This is a genomic window from Ferranicluibacter rubi (genome assembly GCF_011603255.1).
Taxonomy (GTDB): Bacteria; Pseudomonadota; Alphaproteobacteria; order Rhizobiales; family Rhizobiaceae; genus Ferranicluibacter; species Ferranicluibacter rubi.
This window is the reverse complement of sequence record NZ_JAANCM010000013.1, coordinates 19,718-39,807: the sequence shown is the minus strand read 5'-3', so window position 1 is coordinate 39,807 and position 20,090 is coordinate 19,718. Positions and strand designations below refer to the sequence as shown.

17 protein-coding genes are annotated in these 20,090 nt (G+C 63.2%); 10 read left to right on the top strand and 7 right to left on the bottom strand.

Features of this window, described 5'->3' with window-relative positions:
- Positions 1-202: 202 nt before the first annotated feature.
- Entirely contained in the window at positions 203-1,498 is a 1,296-nt protein-coding gene (locus G8E10_RS21070) for a PQQ-dependent sugar dehydrogenase (protein ID WP_167130567.1), read from the top strand.
- 110 nt (positions 1,499-1,608) lie between these two features.
- A complete protein-coding gene (ku, locus tag G8E10_RS21065; RefSeq protein WP_167130566.1) occupies positions 1,609-2,400 on the top strand; it encodes a non-homologous end joining protein Ku in 792 nt (263 codons plus the stop codon).
- 24 nt (positions 2,401-2,424) lie between these two features.
- Here ku (G8E10_RS21065) and ligD read toward each other — a convergent pair whose 3' ends face one another.
- On the bottom strand, positions 2,425-4,968 hold the full coding sequence (ligD, locus tag G8E10_RS21060; protein WP_167130565.1) for a DNA ligase D: 2,544 nt from the start codon (positions 4,966-4,968) through the stop codon (positions 2,425-2,427).
- A 2-nt stretch (positions 4,969-4,970) separates the two neighbouring features.
- The gene (gene ku / locus G8E10_RS21055) at positions 4,971-5,810 is read right to left on the bottom strand and encodes a non-homologous end joining protein Ku (protein ID WP_167130564.1); all 840 of its coding nucleotides are present in this window, start codon (positions 5,808-5,810) and stop codon (positions 4,971-4,973) included.
- Between the two features lie 160 nt (positions 5,811-5,970).
- Between ku (G8E10_RS21055) and G8E10_RS21050 the strand changes: the two genes are divergently transcribed.
- The 6 genes from G8E10_RS21050 (at position 5,971) to G8E10_RS21025 (ending at position 12,127) form a co-directional block, all read left to right on the top strand.
- Positions 5,971-6,465, top strand: a complete 495-nt coding sequence (locus tag G8E10_RS21050; RefSeq protein ID WP_281517719.1) for a (2Fe-2S)-binding protein — start codon at positions 5,971-5,973, stop codon at positions 6,463-6,465.
- Positions 6,462-7,478: an FAD binding domain-containing protein gene (locus tag G8E10_RS21045; RefSeq protein WP_167130562.1), complete on the top strand. Its 1,017-nt coding sequence runs from the start codon at positions 6,462-6,464 to the stop codon at positions 7,476-7,478. Before G8E10_RS21050 ends, G8E10_RS21045 begins: the two co-directional genes overlap by 4 nt.
- 9 nt (positions 7,479-7,487) lie before the next feature.
- On the top strand, positions 7,488-9,743 hold the full coding sequence (locus G8E10_RS21040; RefSeq protein WP_167130561.1) for a xanthine dehydrogenase family protein molybdopterin-binding subunit: 2,256 nt from the start codon (positions 7,488-7,490) through the stop codon (positions 9,741-9,743).
- On the top strand, positions 9,740-10,849 hold the full coding sequence (locus G8E10_RS21035; protein WP_167130560.1) for a catalase family protein: 1,110 nt from the start codon (positions 9,740-9,742) through the stop codon (positions 10,847-10,849). The genes G8E10_RS21040 and G8E10_RS21035 overlap by 4 nt, the downstream gene beginning before the upstream one ends.
- 73 nt (positions 10,850-10,922) lie before the next feature.
- Positions 10,923-11,684: a meso-2,3-butanediol dehydrogenase gene (gene budC, locus G8E10_RS21030; RefSeq protein WP_281517718.1), complete on the top strand. Its 762-nt coding sequence runs from the start codon at positions 10,923-10,925 to the stop codon at positions 11,682-11,684.
- Positions 11,681-12,127, top strand: coding sequence for a PPC domain-containing DNA-binding protein (locus G8E10_RS21025; RefSeq protein ID WP_167130558.1), 447 nt, complete (start codon positions 11,681-11,683; stop codon positions 12,125-12,127). Before budC ends, G8E10_RS21025 begins: the two co-directional genes overlap by 4 nt.
- Positions 12,128-12,196: 69 nt before the next feature.
- Here the strand turns inward: G8E10_RS21025 and G8E10_RS21020 are convergent, their stop codons facing one another.
- A complete protein-coding gene (locus G8E10_RS21020; protein ID WP_281517717.1) occupies positions 12,197-14,482 on the bottom strand; it encodes an FdhF/YdeP family oxidoreductase in 2,286 nt (761 codons plus the stop codon).
- A gap of 241 nt (positions 14,483-14,723) precedes the next feature.
- On the opposite strand from G8E10_RS21020, the gene G8E10_RS21015 reads away from it, so the two are divergent.
- Together G8E10_RS21015 and G8E10_RS21010 are read left to right on the top strand one after the other, a co-directional pair.
- On the top strand, positions 14,724-14,915 hold the full coding sequence (locus G8E10_RS21015; protein WP_110728526.1) for a hypothetical protein: 192 nt from the start codon (positions 14,724-14,726) through the stop codon (positions 14,913-14,915).
- Positions 14,916-14,955: 40 nt separating this feature from the next.
- Complete coding sequence (locus G8E10_RS21010) at positions 14,956-15,189, top strand: hypothetical protein (protein WP_167130540.1); 234 nt, start codon at positions 14,956-14,958, stop codon at positions 15,187-15,189.
- Positions 15,190-15,251: 62 nt separating this feature from the next.
- On the opposite strand, the gene yjfF is transcribed toward G8E10_RS21010, so the two are convergent.
- The 4 genes from yjfF to ytfQ form a co-directional block, all read right to left on the bottom strand.
- Entirely contained in the window at positions 15,252-16,220 is a 969-nt protein-coding gene (gene yjfF / locus G8E10_RS21005) for a galactofuranose ABC transporter, permease protein YjfF (protein WP_110733686.1), read from the bottom strand.
- Positions 16,217-17,239, bottom strand: coding sequence for an ABC transporter permease (locus G8E10_RS21000; RefSeq protein ID WP_167130557.1), 1,023 nt, complete (start codon positions 17,237-17,239; stop codon positions 16,217-16,219). Before G8E10_RS21000 ends, yjfF begins: the two co-directional genes overlap by 4 nt.
- A complete protein-coding gene (ytfR, locus tag G8E10_RS20995; protein WP_167130556.1) occupies positions 17,239-18,789 on the bottom strand; it encodes a galactofuranose ABC transporter, ATP-binding protein YtfR in 1,551 nt (516 codons plus the stop codon). The genes G8E10_RS21000 and ytfR overlap by 1 nt, the downstream gene beginning before the upstream one ends.
- A 265-nt stretch (positions 18,790-19,054) precedes the next feature.
- On the bottom strand, positions 19,055-20,017 hold the full coding sequence (gene ytfQ, locus G8E10_RS20990) for a galactofuranose ABC transporter, galactofuranose-binding protein YtfQ (RefSeq protein WP_092935044.1): 963 nt from the start codon (positions 20,015-20,017) through the stop codon (positions 19,055-19,057).
- Between the last annotated feature and the right edge of the window lie 73 nt (positions 20,018-20,090).

The following is a 20,090-nucleotide window of genomic DNA, read 5'->3' as shown; positions in this document are numbered from 1 at the left end:
CCCTGATCTACACCATCCCCACCCCGGCCTCCAAACGCTTCTGCCCGGACATGGCTGCAAGTGTCAGACGATTGCCGGAACCTTACCGACACGGCGATAAAATAATCTTGAACGCGGCGCGATGAGCAATCCGTAACCGACGCTCTACATCGTTTCCATCGTCAATGCGTCGCCCGACGCCGTCATCAAGACAGGAACATCGATGAAAATGCGTGCTTGCCTCCTTGCCGGAACCGTCCTGACCGCACTCCTGACCGCGAGCCCCCTGATGGCCCAGTCCACGGGCGACACCTCCCCCATCGACCATGTCGAAGGCCAGCCGCCCGCAACCGGCGAGGTAAAGGCCGCCGGCAAGCCGGTCGAGACGGAAGCGGCGAACGCACCCGACCAGAGACCTGCCTTCGAGAATCAGACCCGCGCGCCGCAGCCGGACAAGATGCCGACCGTGACCCATCAGGCCGTCGCTGAAGGCCTGCCGCAGCTCTGGTCGATGGAGTTCCTGCCGGATGGCCGCATGCTGGTCGCCGCCAAGAAGGGCTCCATGCATATCGTCGGTGCGGACGGCAAGCCAAGCACGGCGCTGAAGGGCGTGCCCGCCGTGATCTCGGACGGTCAGGCCGGCCTGCTCGATATCGCGATCGCACCGGATTTCGCCACCTCCAACCGCATCTTCTTCTCCTTCTCAGAGCCGCGTGACGAAGGCAACGGCACCTCCGTCGCCTCGGCCAAACTGGTAGCGGACGATCAGGGCGGCGCGGCGCTGGAGGACGTCAACGTCGTCTTCCGCCAGATGCCCGGCTACGACAACACCAAGCACTACGGCTCCCGCCTTGTCTTCGGCAACAATGGCGAACTCTACGTAACCGTCGGCGAGCGCTCCGACCGCGAGACCCGCGTCTTCGCGCAGGACCTGAAGAGCGGCTTCGGTAAGGTCTTCCGCATCGACACCTCCGGCAAGGCCCTTGCCGACAACCCGTTTGCGGGCAAGGGGGATGCCCAGCCGGAAATCTGGAGCTACGGCCACCGCAACCTGCAATCGGCGGCACTGGATGCGAAGGGCCGGCTTTGGACCGTCGAGCACGGGCCTAAGGGCGGCGACGAGCTGAACATGCCGCAGGCTGGCCTTAACTATGGCTGGCCGGTCATTACCTATGGCATCGATTATAGCGGCTCGGCCATCGGCGACGGCATCACCGCCAAAGACGGCATGGAGCAGCCAGTCTACTACTGGGATCCGGTCATCGGCCCCTCCGGCATGGTGTTCTACAGCGGCGCCGAGTTTCCGGAATGGGACGGCGCGGCCCTCATCGGCGGCCTCGTCTCCACCGGTCTCGTCGTCCTGCACATGGATGGCGACAAGGTCAGCCACGAGGAGCGAATTCCGCTCGAAGCCCGGATCCGCGACGTAAAGATCGGCCCCGACGGCGCGATCTACGCCGTCACCGAAAACCCGAAAGAGGGAACGTCGGCGATCCTGAAGCTGGCGCGTCAGGGCTGATCGTCTGATACGGTTTCCAGTAAATCAGACCGGAAACCGTATGACACTGGCACGGCAACCTTTTCGGCGGTGGCGGGTTGATGATTCGCCACCGCTATCGAGGATAAGACATGGCCCGCAACAGTTTCTGGAAAGGCTACCTGCGGCTCTCGCTCGTCACCGCATCCGTATCGTTGACGCCCGCGACCACGGAAAGCGAGAAGGTGCGTTTCCATGTTCTCAACCGCGCCACGAAAAACCGGGTCGAAAGCCGCTACATCGACAGTGTGACGCATAAGAAGGTCGCGGACAAGGATCAGGTAAAGGGCTTCCCCAAAGGTGAGGACGATTATGTCCTGCTGGAGGACGACGAGATCGAGGGCGTCGGGCTGGAAAGCACGCGCACGATCGACATCTCCACCTTCGTGCCGCGCGATTCCATCGATTGGCTCTGGTACGACAAACCGCATTTCCTCGTGCCCGAGGACAAGGTCGGCGCCGAGGCCTTCTGCGTCATTCGCGAGGCCATGACCCGCAACAACGTCGTCGGCATCGCCCGCCTCGTCCTCTATCGCCGCGAGCGCGCCGTGCTGCTCGTGCCGAACGGCAAGGGCATCGTGCTCTGGACGCTGCATTACGGCGAAGATGTCCGCGAGGCCGTCGCCGACCTCGACATGAAGGCCAAGGGCGGCAAGGCGGAAATGGCAGCGCTCGCAAAGCTGGTCGAGAAGGACAAGGGCGCATGGAGCCCGACGCTGGTTCAGGACCCTGTCCAGAAGAAGATCAAGGCCTTCATCAAGAGCCGCCAGAAAAAGGATGGTAAGCCGGCCAAGACGTCGCGCGCACCCGTCAAGTCATCGGGCAACGTCATCAACATCATGGACGCGCTGAAGAAGAGCCTGCAACAGGAGAAGAGCGGCTAAGCCCTCCTCCCAATAGTCGATGCCTCAAGCCTTCGGCAGCACCTTGGCCGCTGCGAAGAACCCGTCCCATGGGTCCTTCTTCAACGACGTCAGCCGCGCCGGCATATTTTCCACCGTGAAATAATCGGGTCCGATCGCCTCCGACAGTTCCGACCATGCGAGCGGCGCGGAGACGGCTGCGCCCGGTCGCGCGCGCGTGGAATATGGCGCAACCGCCGTCGCCCCGCGCCCGTTGCGAAGATAGTCGATGAAGATCCGCCCGCGGCGCTTCGCCTTGGTGGCCACCGCGAGATAGCGGTCCGGATCCTTTTTCGCCGCATCCGTCGCCAGTGCCTTGGCGAAAGCCTTGACTGCCGGCCACCCTGCGGAAGGCTTCAGGGGAACGACCACATGCAGTCCTTTGCCGCCGGATGTCTTGACGAAGGCAGCAAGCCCCTTCGCCTCGATCTCTCCCTTCAGCAGAAGAGCGGCCTCGATGATCTCGGCCCAGCTCACATCCTCGCCGGGGTCGAGGTCCATGGTGATCATGTCGGGCTTTTCCCAGTTCCGCGTCGTCGTACCCCAGGGGTGGATTTCGAGTGCCGCGGACTGCACGAGTGCGATCAGCCCGTCGAAATTCGTGATGCGCAAGGACGGCTCGCCTGCCTTGTCCTTCGGATCCTGGATCTGATCGATTGCCTTGTTGATCCCGCGCCAGGCATGTTTCTGGAAGAAGCGCTGCTTGCCGTCGATGCCATCCGGGCAGCGCAACAGCGAGAGCGGCCGATCGACCACATAGGGTGCCATGAACGACCAGACCTGCGCGTAATATTCGGCAAGCCCCTGCTTCGTCACGCCCTCCTTCGGCCAGTAGACCCTGTCGGGATGCGTCAAGGTGATCGCCGCCTTGGGAAGAGCGGGCGATGTCCGGCCCTTTTCCGCGGCCGGACGTTCCTGCCGCACCTCGCTTGCCGGCTTGTCCTCCCGCAGGCCGCGGAACGACGCGTGGCGCAGGTTGCCATCGGCCGACCATGCGCGAAACTCGACCTCCGCCACCAGAGTCGGCTCCACATAATGCAGGCCGCGCCGCGCATCCGCCGTCAGCTTGTCGCGGAACGGGCTGTCCGAGCGCTCGATGGCCGACAACGCCTCGAACAGCATATCCGCCGTCGCATGGCTGAACCCGGTGCCGACACGCCCGACATGGCGCAGCGCACCTTCCTCGTAGACCCCGAGCGCCAGCGCGCCGATCGCATGATCCGAGGTGGAAGACGGCGCATAGCCGCCGATCACGAACTCCTGCCGCTCGGAGCACTTCGATTTGACCCAGCTACCCTTGCGGCCCGAGACATAGAGGCCGGAACGCTCTTTGGACACCACGCCTTCCAGACTCAACCGGCAGGCATGCGTCAGCACGAGATCGCCATTGTCCTCGAAATGCTCGCTGAAGCGGACGATGGGGCTGTCGGCGAGGATGAGCTTCTGCAACAGGTTTTTGCGGTCGATCAGCGTTGCTTTGGTCAGGTCATGACCGTCGAGATGCAGGATGTCGAAAGCGTAATAGATGAACCGGTCGCTGCGCCCGAGGCTCAGATCCTCCTGTAGGGCGGAGAAATCGGACGCGCCATTGTCCTTATGAACTACGATTTCGCCATCGATCAGCGCCGTCTCCACCGGTAGGCCCGTAAAGGCGGCGGCGACCTGATCGCCGAACCGCTCCGTCCAGTCGAGCCCGCTGCGGGTGAGCAGCCGGACATTGCCCATCTCGATACGCGCCTGCAGGCGATAGCCGTCGAACTTGATCTCGTGCACCCACCGGTCGCCTGAAGGCGCCTTCGGCTTCAGCGTCGCCAGCGCCGGCTCCACGAAATCCGGAAGAACAGCCTTCCTCGCGCCCTTCGGCCAGGCATGCGCCTGTCCCTCGGCAGCTGTCGTTACCTTGGCGGGCTTGCCCCGTTTTGTGTTGCTTGCCTTCGACGTGCTCTTCGAGTTCCAGGTATCGCCGGGATTCTTGGCGACGTCTTTCAGGTCGCGTCCAGACTTCACCGATTCCGGTAGCTCCTTGAGAATGTCGAAGCTGTCGTCCCGCGCCGCCTCATCGTCGCCCTTGATCAGCAGCCAGTTCTCGCGCGTCTCGCCCGGCTTGCCATGCATGCGCACCAGATGCCAGCGCCCCTGGAGCTTCTCACCGTCCAGGGTGAATTCCAGATGCCCCTTGGCGTAGGCCTTGGCGAGATCGCCGATCGGCGTCCATGTGCCGCGGTCCCAGACGATGACAGTACCGCCGCCATATTGCCCCTTGGGGATCACGCCCTCGAAATCGCCATAGGACAGCGGATGGTCCTCGACATGGACCGCCAGCCGCTTGTCCTCGGGGTTGAGGCTTGGCCCCTTGGTCACGGCCCAGCTTTTCAGCACACCATCCATTTCGAGCCGGAAATCATAATGCAATCGTGTGGCGTCATGCTTCTGGATGACGAAGCTCGCGCTATCAGTGGCGGCCTTCCGCTTTGCAGCTTTGGCAGCCTCGCCTTTCGGCTCCGGCGTCGCATCGAAGCGTCGCTTGGCATTGTAGGTGTCCAGACTCATCGTCAGCTCGCCTTCTTCTGCCGCGAACCCGCAGCCTTGGCCTTACCGGTCGATTTGGTCTTGGAACCCGTACCGCCCAAACTCTGCCGGAGCGCCTCCTTAAGATCGACGACATTGTCGTGCTTCGGCGGCGCCTTCTTCTCGATGGTCCGCCCCTCGATCTTCGCCTTCATCAGTTCGGCCAGTGCATCATTATAGCGGTCGGTGTAACTCTCCGGTTCGAAGGTGCCGGATTTCGTGCCTATGATATGCCCGGCCAGCTCCAGCATTTCCTCGTCGAATTCGATCTCCGGGACGGACTTGAAAGCCGTCTTGGCCGAGCGGACCTCGTAGTCGAAGTTGAGCGTCGTCGCGATCAGCGTGTCGTCCTGCGGGCGGATCAAGACGGTGCGGTTGCGCCGAAAGAGGATGGCCTCCGCGATCGCCGCAACATTTTCATCCCGCATGGTGCGCGCCAGCAGTGCCAGCGTTTCCGCGTCGTGATCCTCGACAGGCACCAGATGGTAGGGCTTGTCGAAATAGAGCGTATCGACCGCATCGAGAGCGATGAAGCGTGTCACCTTCAGCACCTTGTCGCTGTCGGGCATCAATGCCGCCAGTTCGTCGCCTTCGATCGCGATATAGTCGCCATTGTCGAGGGGATAACCCTTGATCTGGTCGTCTCGCTCCACCGGCTTGCCGGTTTCGCTGTCCACGAACTGCCGCTCGACCCGGTGGCCGGTCTTGCGGTTGATGATGTTGAACGAGATTTTTTCAGACGAGGAAATGGCGGTGTAGAGCCCAACCGCGCAGGTGAGATCCCGCAATTTCAACTGGCCTTTCCAGCTCGCTCGTCGTGCCATCCGCTGCGTCCTCGCTACTCTTCTGATTACCGTGTGCGAACCAAACGGAATGACCGGGCAGAGGTTCCGGTCGGAACATTCCGACCCGCATACAGTTGTGATCCATCTCCAAATTTAGGGCGAGAAAGGGTTTGCTATGCTTCACGCCGATGCCGAACGAATGGCCATTCCGATCGTGATCACGCTGAACGGGAGGCAGGAGCGGCTGAACGTTGCCCCCTGGGTCACGCTTCTCGACCTGCTGCGGGGCCCAATGGAACTGCCTGGCACCAAGAAAGGCTGCGACCACGGCCAGTGTGGCGCCTGCACCGTCCTCATCGACGGACAGCGGGTCAATTCCTGCCTGAAACTCGCCGTCACGCTCGACGGTGCCGAAATCACTACGATCGAAGGTCTTGGGCAGCCCGGCAATCTTCACGCGCTCCAGCAGGCCTTCGTCGATCACGATGCCTACCAGTGCGGCTACTGCACGCCCGGACAGATCTGTTCCGCCGCCGGCCTTATGAACGAAGGCCATGCGCACTCCCGCGAAGAAATCCGTGAACTGATGAGCGGCAACCTCTGTCGATGCGGGGCCTACACCAACATCGCGGATGCGATCGAACAGGTGATGGGCCAGCGGTCCGGCAAGAGCTACAAGGAGGCTGCGGAATGAAACAGTTCTCCTACATTCGCGCCGAAGATGTTGCCGGCGCCGTGGCGGCGTTATCGGCAGATCCGCAGGCTCGGCTTCTTGCCGGCGGCACAAATCTCGTGGACCTTATGAAGTACGACGTCATGAGCCCAGCCACCGTCATCGACATCAACCGCCTGCCGTTGAAGGACATCGAAACGCTTGAAGACGGTTCGTTGAGAATCGGCGCGCTGGTGAGCAATGCGGCGCTCGCCTATGATCCAACCGTCATCGATCGCTTTCCGCTGCTCGCCAGCGCACTTTTGGCAGGCGCCTCCCCGCAGTTGCGCAACGCCGCGACCACGGGCGGAAACCTGCTCCAGCGCACCCGCTGCTACTACTTTTACGACCCGTCGAGCCCGTGCAACAAGCGCGAGCCAGGTTCCGGCTGCGGCGCGATCGGCGGCGTGAACCGCATCCATGCGATCCTCGGCACAAGCGCCTCCTGTATCGCCACGCACCCGTCCGACATGTGCGTCGCTCTCGCCGCGCTCGATGCCGTGGTCGAGGTGGAGGGCCCCGATGGCCGGCGCGATATTCCCTTCCTCGACTTCCACCGCCTTCCCGGCGACGAGCCGCAATATGACAACACGCTGGCGCCGGACGAAATGGTCGTCGCCATCCGCTTGCATCCGGATCACTTCGCCGCGAACCACAGCTATCTGAAGATCCGCGACCGCCTGTCCTACGCCTTCGCTCTCGTCTCGGTCGCAGCCGCGATCGACATGAAGGACGGCGCGATCGTCGATATCCGTGTGGCGCTCGGCGGCGTCGCGCACAAGCCGTGGCGTAATCCGCTCGCGGAGGCCGAATGCGCCGGCAAGCCTGCCGACGAGGCCACGTTCCGCCAGTTGGCGCAGCGGCTTCTTGCCGGCGCCCAGGGACAAGGCGGCAATGATTTCAAGATCCCGATGGCCGAGCGGACGATCATCCGCGCCCTGACGCAGGCCGCCAGCGGCACGCCGCAGGTGCAGTCCGAAAAAGCCATTCGCTAGGAGAATTCCATGTTCAACCCCTCCAAAATCGTAGGGCTCCCGGTCTCCCGGATCGATGGCCCGCTAAAGGTCTCCGGCACCGCGCCTTACGCGGCCGAGCATTACGAGCCCGGCATGCTGCATGGCGCTATCGTCCTGTCCGCCATCGCCACCGGCAAGATCCGCAACATCGACACGTCGAAGGCCGAGGCCGTCCCCGGCGTTGTCAAGATCTACACGCATGAGAACCGCCCAAGTGCGGCCTGGTGGGACAGCAAGTGGCAGGACAGCGTGGCCCCGCCCGGCAGCCCGTTCCGCCCGCTCGAAAAGCCTCACATCCAGTTCGATGGACAGCCGGTGACGCTCGTCATCGCGGAAACCTACGAGGCCGCACGCGATGCGGCGTCGCTCGTGACGGTGGAATACAAGGCGGAGACGCCGGAGACGAACCTGCACACCGTCTACCCGAACGCCTACGAGCCGAAGAAGAAGCGTTCCGGCATCCAGCCGCCGCCGAAGCCGCGCGGCGAACCGGAAGAGGCTTTCGCGGGTGCTGCCTACAGGATCTCCGCGGAATACGTGATGGAGGGTGAGCACCATAATCCGATGGAGCTGTTTGCTACCACGGTGCTCTGGGAGAGCGACCAGCAGCTGACCGTGCACGACAAGACGCAAGGGTCGCAGGCCTCGCGCGACTATATCTGCAACATTTTCGGGCTCGATCCGGACGATGTCGTCGTCAAGAACGCTTATGTCGGCGGCGCTTTCGGACAAGGCCTGCGTCCCAAGCACCAGCTGTTTCTCGCCGTCATGGCGAGCCTCGACCTGAAGCGCTCGGTGAAGGTGGAAATGTCGCGTCAGGAAATGTTCGCCCTGACATGGCGGCCTTCCTCCCTGCAGACGGTGTCGCTCGCAGCCGACGCGGACGGCATGCTGCAATCGGTCATGCACCACGCCGTGCAGGCAACGTCGCGCTACGAGGATTATCAGGAGGTCGTCGTCAACTGGTCGGGCCTCGCCTACAAGTGCGACAATGCCAAGCTGACCTACGAACTCGCTCAGGTCGATATGTCCACGCCCGGCGACATGCGCGCACCGGGGGCGGCCACCGGCGTTCTCGCGCTCGAATCCGCCATGGACGAGCTTGCTACCGAAATCGGCATGGATCCGCTGGACCTGCGGGTGAAGAACTTCATCCACTTCGACCAGAACGGCGACAAACAGCTGACCTCCAAGGCGCTGCACGCCTGCTACCGCGAAGGCGCTGAAGCCTTCGGCTGGAGCGAGCGGTCCGCGGCGCCCCGCTCTATGCGCGACGGGCACGATCTCGTCGGCTGGGGCATGGCCACCGGCTTCTGGGAGGCCGGCATGGCGCCGGCCGAAGCGAAGGTCCGCTACGCGATCGACGGCAAGGTCACCGTGTCTGCCGCCGCAACCGACATCGGTACCGGCACCTACACGATCCTCGCCCAGCTCGGTGCCGAGGCCTTTGACGTGCCGATCGAGGCCGTCCATGTCGCGATCGCCGACTCGACGCTTCCGACCACGGGTGTGGAAGGCGGATCCTGGACTGCGGCCTCCACCGGTTCCGCCGTGCAGATCGCCGCGGAAGCGGTGAAGGCGACGCTGCTCGACATGGCGCAGGACATGGAGAACTCGCCGCTTGGAAAAGCAAAGCCCGAGGAGGTCGTGATCCGCGACGGCCGGCTGGTGCTGGACGTCAACAGCCAGGTGGGTATCGCTTTGTCGGATATCCTCGCCTCCAAGCAGCTATCCTCCGTCGAGGAGCCGGGCAAGGCCGGGCCGGACATGCTGCAGATGCGAAAGTTCGTCAGCTACACCCACTCCGCCGTGTTCGTGGAGGTCAAGATCGACGAGCAGCTGGGCGTCATCAGGGTAACCCGCGTCGTCAGCGCCATCGGCGCCGGCCGCATCCTCAACCCCAAGACGGCCCGCAGCCAGATCCTGGGTGGCATCGTCATGGGCATCGGCATGGCGCTGCACGAGGAAAGCATGATCGACCACCGCACCGGCCGGATCATGAACCACAATCTCGCCGAATATCACGTGCCGGCGCACGCCGACATTTCCGATCTGGAGGTCATTTTCGTCGATGAGCATGACGACAAGGCAAGCCCGATCGGCGTGAAAGGCCTCGGCGAGATCGGCATCGTTGGCGTTGCCGCAGCCGTTGCCAACGCGATCTACCACGCGACCGGCACGCGCTTCCGCCATTTCCCCATCACCATCGACAAGATTCTTGAAAGCCAGTTGAAGCACGCATGACCCAGCTCCCCACGAAACTTGAACGCTACCGCCCCGATGTCGAAACCATCGAAAAGGACGAGCCGGAGACGTCCCGGGCGCTGGCCGAAACCCTGCTCTCCATCGCCCACACCACTTGGCGCAATGGCGGCCATGCCGTGCGCAGCGTGCATGCGAAGAGCCACGGCTTGCTCGATGGCGAGCTGGACATTCTGCCCGATCTGCCGGAGCCTCTCGCGCAAGGCATCTTCGCCAAGCCCGGCCGGCACAAGGCGGTCATCCGCCTGTCCACCTCGCCGGGCGATATCCTCCATGACAGCGTATCGACCCCGCGCGGCTTCTCGCTGAAGATCCTCGATGTCGAAGGCGAGCGCCTGCCCGGCGGGCTGGAAGGTTCGACCAGCCAGGATTTCCTGATGGTCAATGGCAAGCTGTTCAACTCCCCGAGCGCCAAGGCCTTCCTGACGAACCTCAAAGGCTTGGCGCTAACGACCGACCGCATGGAGCGAACCAAGGAGGTGGCATCGAAGGTCTTCCGCGTCGTGGAAAGTGCGCTGGAGAAATTCGGCGCCGAAAGTGCTACGCTGAAGAGCCTCGGCGGCCATCCCGAGACCCATATTCTCGGCGAAAGCTTCTTTACGCAGCTGCCGCACCGCTATGGCGACTACATCGCCAAATTTACACTGGTGCCGGTGACCGAGAACCTGAAAGCTCTGAAGGACCAGCCGATCGACGCCGATAAGGACGAGAACGCGCTGAGAAACGCCGTCCGGAGCTTTTTCGGCGGCGAGACCGCGACATGGGAACTTCGGGTGCAGCTCTGCACGGATCTGGAAGCCATGCCGGTCGAGGACGCCTCCGCGCTGTGGGATGAAGACCAAAGCCCGTTCATTCCCGTGGCACGGCTGACTGTGAAGCCGCAGGATGCCTGGACGGAGGAGAAGCAGAAGCGCATCGATGACGGCCTGTCCTTCCGCCCCTGGAACGGCATTGTTGAGCACCAGCCGCTTGGCTCCATCATGCGCATGCGCCGTCAGGCCTACGACTCATCGGCGGCCTTCCGCTCGGAACGCAATCCCGTGCCCGTAAGTGAGCCCGGTGCCCGCTGTCCCGTCGCTGCCGGGTAAGGCGGCGGCGGCGACAAAATACGTGCCGCAGCGTCTCGGCGCTGCGGCAGAGACTGACATGAAGGAAGATTGCATGAATCGCTTCGAAGACAAGGTCGTCATCGTCACCGGTGCGGCCTCCGGCATTGGCGCGGCCACCGCCCGTCGCTTCTCCGATGAAGGCGCTCGCGTCGTCATGGTAGACAAGGATGGGGAGACGCTGACAACCACCGCACAGGCCTTCCCGAAAGATCGTACGCTGGTGCAGGTGGCCGACGTCTCCCAATCCACCTCCGTGGATGCGCTGGTGGAAACCGCCGTTCATCGCTTCGGACAGATCGACGTGCTCGTCAACAATGCGGGAACGGCAGAAAGCGGCAAGCCGGAAGAAATCACCGACGACGCCTGGCGCAAGGTCATGGCAACGGATGCGGACGGCGTCTTCTACGGCTGCCGCGCCGCAATCCCGCATCTCGAAAAGACCGGCGGCTCTATCATCAACACGGCCTCCGTCTCCGGCATGGGCGGCGACTGGGGCATGAGCCCCTACAATGCCGCCAAGGGCGCCGTCGTCAACTTCACCCGCGCGCTCGCCATGGACCTCGGCAAGCGCGGCATTCGCGTCAACGCGGTCTGCCCGAGCCTCACCCGCACCGGCATGACCGAGGACATGATGGACGACGAGCCGCTGCTTGAGACCTTCTACGAGCGCATCCCTCTTGGCCGCGTCTGCGAGCCGGAAGAGGTCGCCGCCGTCATTGCCTTCCTCGCCAGCCCCGATGCCAGCTTCATCACCGGCGCCAATATCGCCGTCGATGGCGGCCTCTCCGCCTCCAACGGGCAGCCGCTGCAATGAAGAGCCGCGAGATCTCCAGCGGCACAACAGATCGCATGTTCGTGCTGATCCTCGAAAAAGAAGAGGAAGCCTTCGCCGCCATCACGCAGTTCGCTGCCGAGAACGCCATCAGCGGCGCGTCGATCACCGCGATTGGCGCGTTCTCTGAGGCCACCATCGCCTGGTTCGACATGGCGGAGAAATCCTACGTGAACACAGACGTCGCGGAGCAGAGCGAGGTTCTGAGCCTCCTCGGCGACGTGGCGGAGGACGATGACGGCAAGCCGAGCCTGCATCTCCACGCGGTCCTAGGCCTCAGGGACTGCACCACGCGTGGCGGACATTTCGTGTCGGGTATCGTCAATCCGACGCTCGAAGTCATCCTGACGGAAACACCCGCCGTCCTACGCCGGCGCAAACAGCCGGGCATGGGTTTCGCCCTGATTGATCCCAACGCGGCCTGATCAAAGATACGTCGAAATGCGAAAGCCCGCCTACCGTCCCCTCCGGCAAGCGGGCTTTTTGTCTTTAAGCTATCGCACGATCCGCACCGGAACCGATTTCGCCGCGGGCACTTTGCTCCGCTCGGCATGCTGCCAGAGCGGAATCAGCACGTTGCATTCGGGATAATAGGCGCCACAGCACCCGTCCGGAATGTCGTAGGGCACGATCTGCAGCCCGTCGATGCGGCGCGCCACACCGTCGTTGGCAACGGTTTCGAGCGCGATCGTCTCGCCTGCCCGCGCGCCGATCCGCGCCATCTCTTTTTTGTTTAGGAACAACACCATGCGCGTACCATCTACCCCGCGAAAACGGTCGTCATAGCCATAGACCGTCGTGTTGAACTGATCGTTCGAGCGCAGCGTCATCAGCCGCAACACATCGGGACCGTCCCCGGCAAAACTTGCCGATAGGGATTTCGGCAGCTTGAACTCGGCCTTGCCGCTCTCCGTCTTCCAGATCAAATCGCGCACCGGCAGCGGCTTTTCCATGCCGCCGGGCGTGTGCATCCGCTTGTTGAAATCCTTGAAGAGGTCGGGATAGGTGGCCTCGATCGCGTCGCGCACCGTGGCATAGTCGTCCACCCACCGGTCCCAGGGAACACGCAGGTTCGGCGCCAGCGACGCCTTTGCCAGCTCGGCGACAATGCGGATTTCCGACTGCAGCGTATCGGCGGCTGGCGCGTGAAAACCCTTCGATCCGTGGAAGCAGGACGTGCTGTCCTCCATCGTCACGGTCTGCGGCCCGCTCGCCTGTTGATCGATCTCGGTGCGTCCGAGGCACGGCAAGAGATAGGCGACACGACCGTTGAACAGGTGGCCCCGGTTGAGCTTGGTCGCGATCTGCACCGTCAGCCGCATACGCGGCCACGCCTCTTCCATCAGTCCCTGTTCCGGCACGGCCCGCAGGAAATTGCCGCCGAGGCCTATGAAGGCATCCACCGTTCCCTCGATGATGCCCTTGCAGGCATCCACGGTTGCAAGCCCTTCTTCGCGCGGCGGCTCGAAGCCGTAGAGTTCCGCAAGCTTGTCCAATGGCACCAGCTCGGGCTTTTCCGAAATCCCGACGGTGCGCTGGCCCTGCACGTTGGAATGGCCGCGCACGGGACAGATACCGGCACCCGGCCGGCCGAAATTGCCGCGCAGCAGCAGCAGGTTGACGAGCACCTGAACCGTCTGAACCCCGAGCTTGTGCTGGGTCAGACCCATGCCGTAGATGCCCATAACGCTCTTCGCGGTCATATAGACGCCGGCGGCTTCCGTGATTGCGCTGCGGCTGAGACCCGATTCCCGCTCCAGCGCCAGCCAGTCCTGCGCCCTGACATAGGCGATGAACTCTTCGGCGCCCGTGGTGTGCTGGGCGAGGAATTCCCGGTCGAGCACGCCCTTGCCGCCGCGCTGCAGGTCGGCATCGTCGGCCTCCAGCAGCGCCTTTGCCATGCCGACGATGACGGCGATGTCGCCGCCGGCCTTGACCTGATGATACTGGCAGGAGATCTGGGTCGCATTTTGCGTCAGCATCTGCACCGGGTCCTGCGGATTGACGAACCGCTCGAGCCCCCGCTCCTTCAGCGGGTTAAACGTCACGATCCGCGCGCCGCGCTGCACGGCCTCCTGCAACTGGTGCAGCATGCGCGGGCTGTTCGATCCCGGGTTCTGCCCGAAGAAGAACATCGCATCCGCCGCCTCGAAATCATCCAGCCGCACGGTACCGACAGGCTGCCCGATGCTTTCCAGCAGCCCGACGGAGGTCGACTCGTGGCACATGTTGGAACTGTCCGGCAGGTTGTTGTTGCCGTAGAGCCGGGCCAGCAGCGCATACATATAGGACGTTTCGAGCGAGGCGCGGCCGGATGCGTAGAACACGGTGCGCTTCGGATCCTCCGCCTGGATCGCCTTCATCTCGGCGCCAATTGCCGCATAGGCCTCTTCCCAGGTGGTCTCGACATAGCGGTCGGTCGCAGCTTCGTAGCGCATCGGGTGCGTGAGCCGGCCAGTGGATTCGAGCTTGAAGTCGTCCCAGCCCTTCATTTCGGTCAGGGTATGCCGCGCAAACAACGCGGGCGTTGCGCGGTCGGCCGTCAGCTCCCAGAAGGTCGCCTTGGCGCCGTTCTCGCAGAACTCGGCCGGATGGGGCTTGGCGGGCTTGGCCCAAGCGCAGCTGACACAGGCAAACCCGTCCGGCTTGTTGATCTTGGCAAGACCCGGCAGGATAGAGATCGGCCGCTTGCTCTGTCGCGCCTGGCGCATCAGCGACTTGACCGACCCCCATCCGCCGGCAGGCGCTGTGTAGGTCGTGATCTTGGGCACGTTGGACATATCGGAAGCTCCAGAGGCGGGAAGAACAGCAACGGCCTAAAGCGATGCCAGTTCCGCAACGCCATCAACTTCCCGTGCGGGCAACGTCCCAGGCGGGACCGGGCAGTGCAGCCTCAACAGGAACCTATCCCGCAGCCGGCGGTTCTCTTGTCAGAGCCGGCCCATCGAGAGCCGACGCACCGGGAAGCCATCCGTCGGGACGGCGGCACTTGCCGATGCAGGAAAAGCAAAAGGAACCGCCATGCAGCCCATCAAGGAACCACGGGAAAAAGACGATTATGCCGATCGGACGCTCGACTGCCGCGAGGCGATCGGAGCGAAGGTACAGCAGGTGACGGAAGCCGCCATGCATGCCGGCTGGACCCGCGAGGAGATCAAGGCGGCTTTCATCGAGATCGCCGATCACTGGAAGACCACGGACCATATCGTCTGACAGACGTTCGACACCGGATAAACGCGGAGAGGAAACCATCATGGCCGAGTATCAGAAACCCGCAGCCGAAACCGATGCCAAGGGCGCATTCACGCGTCCGACGATCGGCCGCGACAACAACGGCGTCACGAGCGCAAAGCCCACCGTGATCACCGGCTCCGAGGACAGCACCGTCAACAGCGGTCCGGGCGGGAGCAAGCGCGAGGGCAAGGACTTTGACCTGAACTACGAGGAGCGCGACGCCAGCGCCGGCGACCCCGGCAAGGCATCCTGAGGCCCCTTAGAGCGCAAAGCAAAGCGGCCCCGTCCAGTGTGAACTGACGGGGCCGTTTCGTATCAGGCCAGCGCGCGGTTGTTGCGCGATAGGTACAAAATGCCCTTCTGCAGCAGGATGAAGGCGAAGAGGAGGAAGCCGATGAGGATCTTCGTCCACCAGCTGGAGAGCGATCCGTCGAATGTGATATAGGTCTGAATGAGCCCCTGGATGAGAATGCCGATCAGCGTTCCCGCCACGAAGCCCGACCCACCGGACAGAAGCGTTCCCCCGATGACCACAGCCGCAATCGCATCCAGCTCGACGCCGACAGTCGCCAACGAATAGCCGGCCGAGGTGTAGAGCGAGAACACGATGCCCGAGAGGCCGGCGAGCAGGCCCGAGAGCGCATAGATCATGATCGTCGTCAGGCCCGTGGGAACCCCCATCAGCCGCGCCGTCTGCGCGCCGCCGCCGAGCGCATAGACATTCGTGCCGAAGCGGGTGCGGTGGGCAATGAGAATGCCGAGCGCGAAGACCAGCAGCATGACGCCACCGATCAGCGTCAACCGCCCGCCGCCCGGAAGCTTGAGGTAGAAGCTCTTCATCGTCGCATAGAACGGATGGCGGATCGGGATGCTGTCGATGGATAGCACGAAGGCCATGCCGCGAGCGAGGAACATGCCGGCGAGCGTCACGATGAAGGCGGGCATCTCCAGATGATGGATGATAGCGCCCATCAGCGCGCCGAAGCTGGTGGTGATGATCAGCACCAGCACGAAGGCGGCCAGCGGATGGATCGAGGTGTTCTCCATCATCACCGCAAGGAAGACGCCGGTAAAGGCGATAACGGAGCCGATCGAGAGATCGATACCGCCCGAGAGGATGACGAAGGTCATGCCGACCGCCGCGATGCCGAGGAAGGCATTGTCCGTTAGCAGATTGCCGATGACGCGCGTCGACAGGATGTTGGGGTACTGGAAGGCGCAGAGCGCATAGGACAGAACGAAGATAAGGATCGTCGCCGCCAGCGGAAGATGTTTGGCTTTCATTTCGCTTTGCTCTCCGCAGGCTTGGTGGCGGCATTCGATCGGGAGAAGAAGGCAAGCGTGCCTTGCAGCTTGGGCGATTGCAGCACCAGAATGAAGACGATGATCGCCGCCTTGATGATCAGGTTGAACTCGGGCGGGAAGCCCGACAGGAGAATGCCGGTATTGATCGACTGGATGATCATGGCGCCGAGCAGCGAGGCCGCGATCGAGAACCGGCCGCCGAGCAGCGACGTGCCGCCGATAACGACCGCCAGGATCGCGTCGAGTTCGAGCCAGAGCCCGGCATTGTTGGCATCGGCACCGCGAATATCGGCGGCCGCGATGATACCGGCAACGGAGGCGCAGAGGCCGGAGAGGACATAGGCCGCAATCAGCAGCACAGGGGTCGAGACACCCGCAAGCGTGCTCGCCCGGCGGTTGACCCCGACGGCTTCGATCAGCATGCCGAGCGCGGTGCGCCGCACCAGCAGCGCGACGAGAATGCCGGCCGTGATCCAGATGACGATCGGCATGGGCAGGCCGAACAGAGAGCCACTACCGATGAAGATCAGGCCTTCGTCGTTGAAGGTCAGGATGGCGCCGTTGGTTACCATCTGCGCGATGCCGCGCCCGGCCACCATCAGCACCAGCGTGGCGATGATCGGCTGGATATCGAGAATGGCGACGAGGATGCCGTTCCACAAGCCGCAGAGAACGCCGACGCCGACCGTGAGCAGCAGCGTCGCTGGCAGCGAGTAGCCGGAGGTGATCGCGGATGCCGCGACGGCCCCGCAGATCGCCATGACGGCACCGACGGAAAGGTCGATACCCTTGGTGGCGATGACCACGGTCATGCCGATCGCCAGAAGCGCGACCGGCGCGCCGCGATTGAGAATGTCGATCAGCGAGCCGTAGAGCCGACCGTTCTGGATCTGGAGATTGAAGAAGCCGGGAAAAGCGATCGATACCAGGCCGAGGATGATAGCGAGCGCGATGAACTGCGGCAGGAGCCGCCTGCCGTAGAGGCCGAGCATGGACATTACGCGATCTCCCCGGCGGTGGCCGATAGCTCGGCCGGCGTCTTCGCCGGCCCGGCAATCGTATTGACGATGCTGTCCGTGGTGATTTCGGCGCCCGTCAGTTCGGCCACGTGCTGGTGGTCGCGCAGCACGATCACGCGGTGGCTGTAGACCACCAGTTCCTCGATTTCGGACGAGATCACGATGAGCGACATGCCTTTCTCGCAGAGCGTTTCGATGAGCCGGATGATTTCGGCATGGGCACCGACATCGATGCCACGCGTCGGCTCATCAAGAATGAGGAATTCGGGGTTGGTTGCGAGCCAGCGGGCAAGGATCGCCTTCTGCTGGTTGCCGCCCGAAAGAAGCCGGATCGGCTTTTCCGCGTCGGTCGTGCGTATGTCGAGCGCCTTGATGTACTCGGCGGCCAGTCGATCCTGTTCGGCACGCGCGATCGGTCGCGCCCAGCCACGCCGGGCCTGAAGGGCCAGCGCGATATTCTCGCGCACCGAGAGGTCGCCGATGATCCCATCCGTCTTGCGGTCCTCGGGGCAGAAGCCGAACTTCTGGCGGATGGCGGCACGCGGCGACGACAGATCCGCCACCTTGCCGTCGATCGTCGCGGTGCCGCTGTCGGCACGTCGGGCGCCGAACATGACCTCGGCCGTTTCGGTGCGGCCGGAACCGAGCAGCCCGGCAATGCCGATGACCTCGCCCGCCTTGACGTCGAGATTGAACGGATTGATGCGGCCCTTGCGGCCGAAATCGCGGAACTGGAAGCGCACGGAGCCATCGGCGACCTTTGCGGCGCCTGCCTCGTCATGCACTTCCGCCGCAAGCTCGCGTCCCAGCATCATCGCGATCAGCTCGCGCCGCTCGAGGCTCGCCGTGTCGCGCGTGCCGACCAGCTGGCCGTTGCGCAGGATGGTGACGCGATCGGTGATCTCGTAGACCTGCTCGAGGAAGTGGGTGATGAAGATGATGCCGAGCCCCCTCGCCTTCAGCCGCCGCACGACGCGAAACAGCATGGCGACTTCATGGGCATCGAGGCTGGCGGTGGGTTCGTCGAGGATCAGCACCTTGCCCGACACATCGACGGCGCGGGCAATGGCGATCACCTGCTGGATGGCGACGGAAAAACTGTCGAGACCGGCGGTCACATCGATGTCGAGCTCGTATTCGGCAAGCAGCGCCCGGGCCTTGCGGTTGACCGCGCCCGTGTCGATCAGGCCGAACCGGCGCGGCTGGCGCCCGAGGAAGAGATTTTCGGCAACGCTCAGATTGGGCAGGAGGTTGACCTCCTGATAAACCGTGCCGATGCCCAGACGCTGCGCGTCCAGCGTGTCGCGCGGGTCGATTTCGGTGCCATCGAGCAGGATCGTGCCGCCGTCGCGGTGATAGGCACCCGTCAGGCACTTCACCAGCGTGGACTTGCCCGCGCCGTTTTCGCCGAGAAGCGCATGCACCTCGCCGCGCCGGAGCGAGAAATCGACCTGGCTGAGCGCCTTGGCACCCGGAAATACCTTGTCGATGCGGTTGGCGGATAGAACGGTATCCCGATCTGCCTGCATGATCCCTCCCGGAGCACCCGCCGGCGGTCATGCGCCCGGATCGCTCCAATGCTGTCAGTGGATGCTGTGTCGCCCGGTTGGGCCCGCCCCCTCCGGCATACGGAGTCGGAAAGGCGGGATATACGGGGCGACGGCGGCCGGGAGCGCTGGAACGAAGCGCGTCATTGCCGACCGGCAGAAATGAACCGGCGGAGGCCTCCGCTCCCGCCGGTTGCATGCTGGAAACCCTTCGCCCGGATCTATGAATCCGGGCTTGGGAGATGTCTTAGTAGCCGAGGCCCTTCTTGGCTTCGTACACCTTCTGCGGCTCGTCGGCCTGGGTGTAGAGCTTGGATTCCGTCTGGATCCACTTCGGCGGCTCCTTGCCGTCCTTCTTGAAGGCGGCGAGAGCGTCGAAGGCGGGGCCGGCCATGTTCGGGGTCAGTTCGACCGTCGCATTGGCTTCACCGGCTGCCATCGCCTGGAAGATATCCGGCACGGCGTCGATGGAGACGACGAGAATGTCGGTGCCCGGCTTCAGGCCGGCTTCCTTGATGGCCTGGATCGCACCGACGGCCATGTCATCATTGTGGGCGTAGAGGGCGCAGATGTTCTTGCCACCGTTCTCGGCCTTCAGGAAACTTTCCATGACTTCCTTGCCCTTGGTGCGGGTGAAGTCACCGGTCTGCGAGCGGACGATCTTGAGATTGTCGTGGCCCTTCAGCGCTTCTTCGAAGCCCTTCTTGCGGTCGATGGCGGGCGAGGAGCCGGTCGTGCCCTGAAGCTCGACGACGTTGCACGGCTTGCCAGCGGTCGTATCGACCAACCACTTGCCGGCGACATTGCCTTCATGCACGAGGTCCGATGTGACGGCCGTCATGTAGAGGCTCTTGTCGGCATCGACGGTACGGTCGAGCAGGATGACCGGAATTTCGGCATCCTTGGCTTCGCCGAGCACTTCGTCCCAACCTGTCGCGACGACGGGCGCGACGAAGATCGCATCGACGCCCTGCGCGATGAACGAACGCAGCGCCTTGATCTGGTTTTCCTGCTTCTGCTGGGCATCGGCGAATTTCAGGTCGATGCCGCGCTTTTCGGCTTCCTGCTTCGTCACCGTGGTTTCTGCCGCGCGCCAGCCGGACTCCGAGCCGATCTGCGAAAAGCCGACCGTCATGTCGGCAGCGGATACGCTCGAGAAAACGCAGCCAGCGAGAACCGTTGCACAGCTAAGTGCCTTAACAAACTTCATGATTTCCTCCCAAAAATCGCTCCTCAGCGATGGCCGTATATAGTCATACAATATGACTTTAGTAAAGGGAATG

Coding starts and splice junctions, on each gene's coding strand:
- G8E10_RS21070 (WP_167130567.1), top strand. CDS start 203: ATGAAAATGCGTGCTTGCCTCCTTGCCGGAACCGTCCTGACCGCACTC.
- ku (WP_167130566.1), top strand. CDS start 1,609: ATGGCCCGCAACAGTTTCTGGAAAGGCTACCTGCGGCTCTCGCTCGTC.
- ligD (WP_167130565.1), bottom strand. CDS start 4,968: ATGAGTCTGGACACCTACAATGCCAAGCGACGCTTCGATGCGACGCCG.
- ku (WP_167130564.1), bottom strand. CDS start 5,810: ATGGCACGACGAGCGAGCTGGAAAGGCCAGTTGAAATTGCGGGATCTC.
- G8E10_RS21050 (WP_281517719.1), top strand. CDS start 5,971: ATGGCCATTCCGATCGTGATCACGCTGAACGGGAGGCAGGAGCGGCTG.
- G8E10_RS21045 (WP_167130562.1), top strand. CDS start 6,462: ATGAAACAGTTCTCCTACATTCGCGCCGAAGATGTTGCCGGCGCCGTG.
- G8E10_RS21040 (WP_167130561.1), top strand. CDS start 7,488: ATGTTCAACCCCTCCAAAATCGTAGGGCTCCCGGTCTCCCGGATCGAT.
- G8E10_RS21035 (WP_167130560.1), top strand. CDS start 9,740: ATGACCCAGCTCCCCACGAAACTTGAACGCTACCGCCCCGATGTCGAA.
- budC (WP_281517718.1), top strand. CDS start 10,923: ATGAATCGCTTCGAAGACAAGGTCGTCATCGTCACCGGTGCGGCCTCC.
- G8E10_RS21025 (WP_167130558.1), top strand. CDS start 11,681: ATGAAGAGCCGCGAGATCTCCAGCGGCACAACAGATCGCATGTTCGTG.
- G8E10_RS21020 (WP_281517717.1), bottom strand. CDS start 14,482: ATGTCCAACGTGCCCAAGATCACGACCTACACAGCGCCTGCCGGCGGA.
- G8E10_RS21015 (WP_110728526.1), top strand. CDS start 14,724: ATGCAGCCCATCAAGGAACCACGGGAAAAAGACGATTATGCCGATCGG.
- G8E10_RS21010 (WP_167130540.1), top strand. CDS start 14,956: ATGGCCGAGTATCAGAAACCCGCAGCCGAAACCGATGCCAAGGGCGCA.
- yjfF (WP_110733686.1), bottom strand. CDS start 16,220: ATGAAAGCCAAACATCTTCCGCTGGCGGCGACGATCCTTATCTTCGTT.
- G8E10_RS21000 (WP_167130557.1), bottom strand. CDS start 17,239: ATGTCCATGCTCGGCCTCTACGGCAGGCGGCTCCTGCCGCAGTTCATC.
- ytfR (WP_167130556.1), bottom strand. CDS start 18,789: ATGCAGGCAGATCGGGATACCGTTCTATCCGCCAACCGCATCGACAAG.
- ytfQ (WP_092935044.1), bottom strand. CDS start 20,017: ATGAAGTTTGTTAAGGCACTTAGCTGTGCAACGGTTCTCGCTGGCTGC.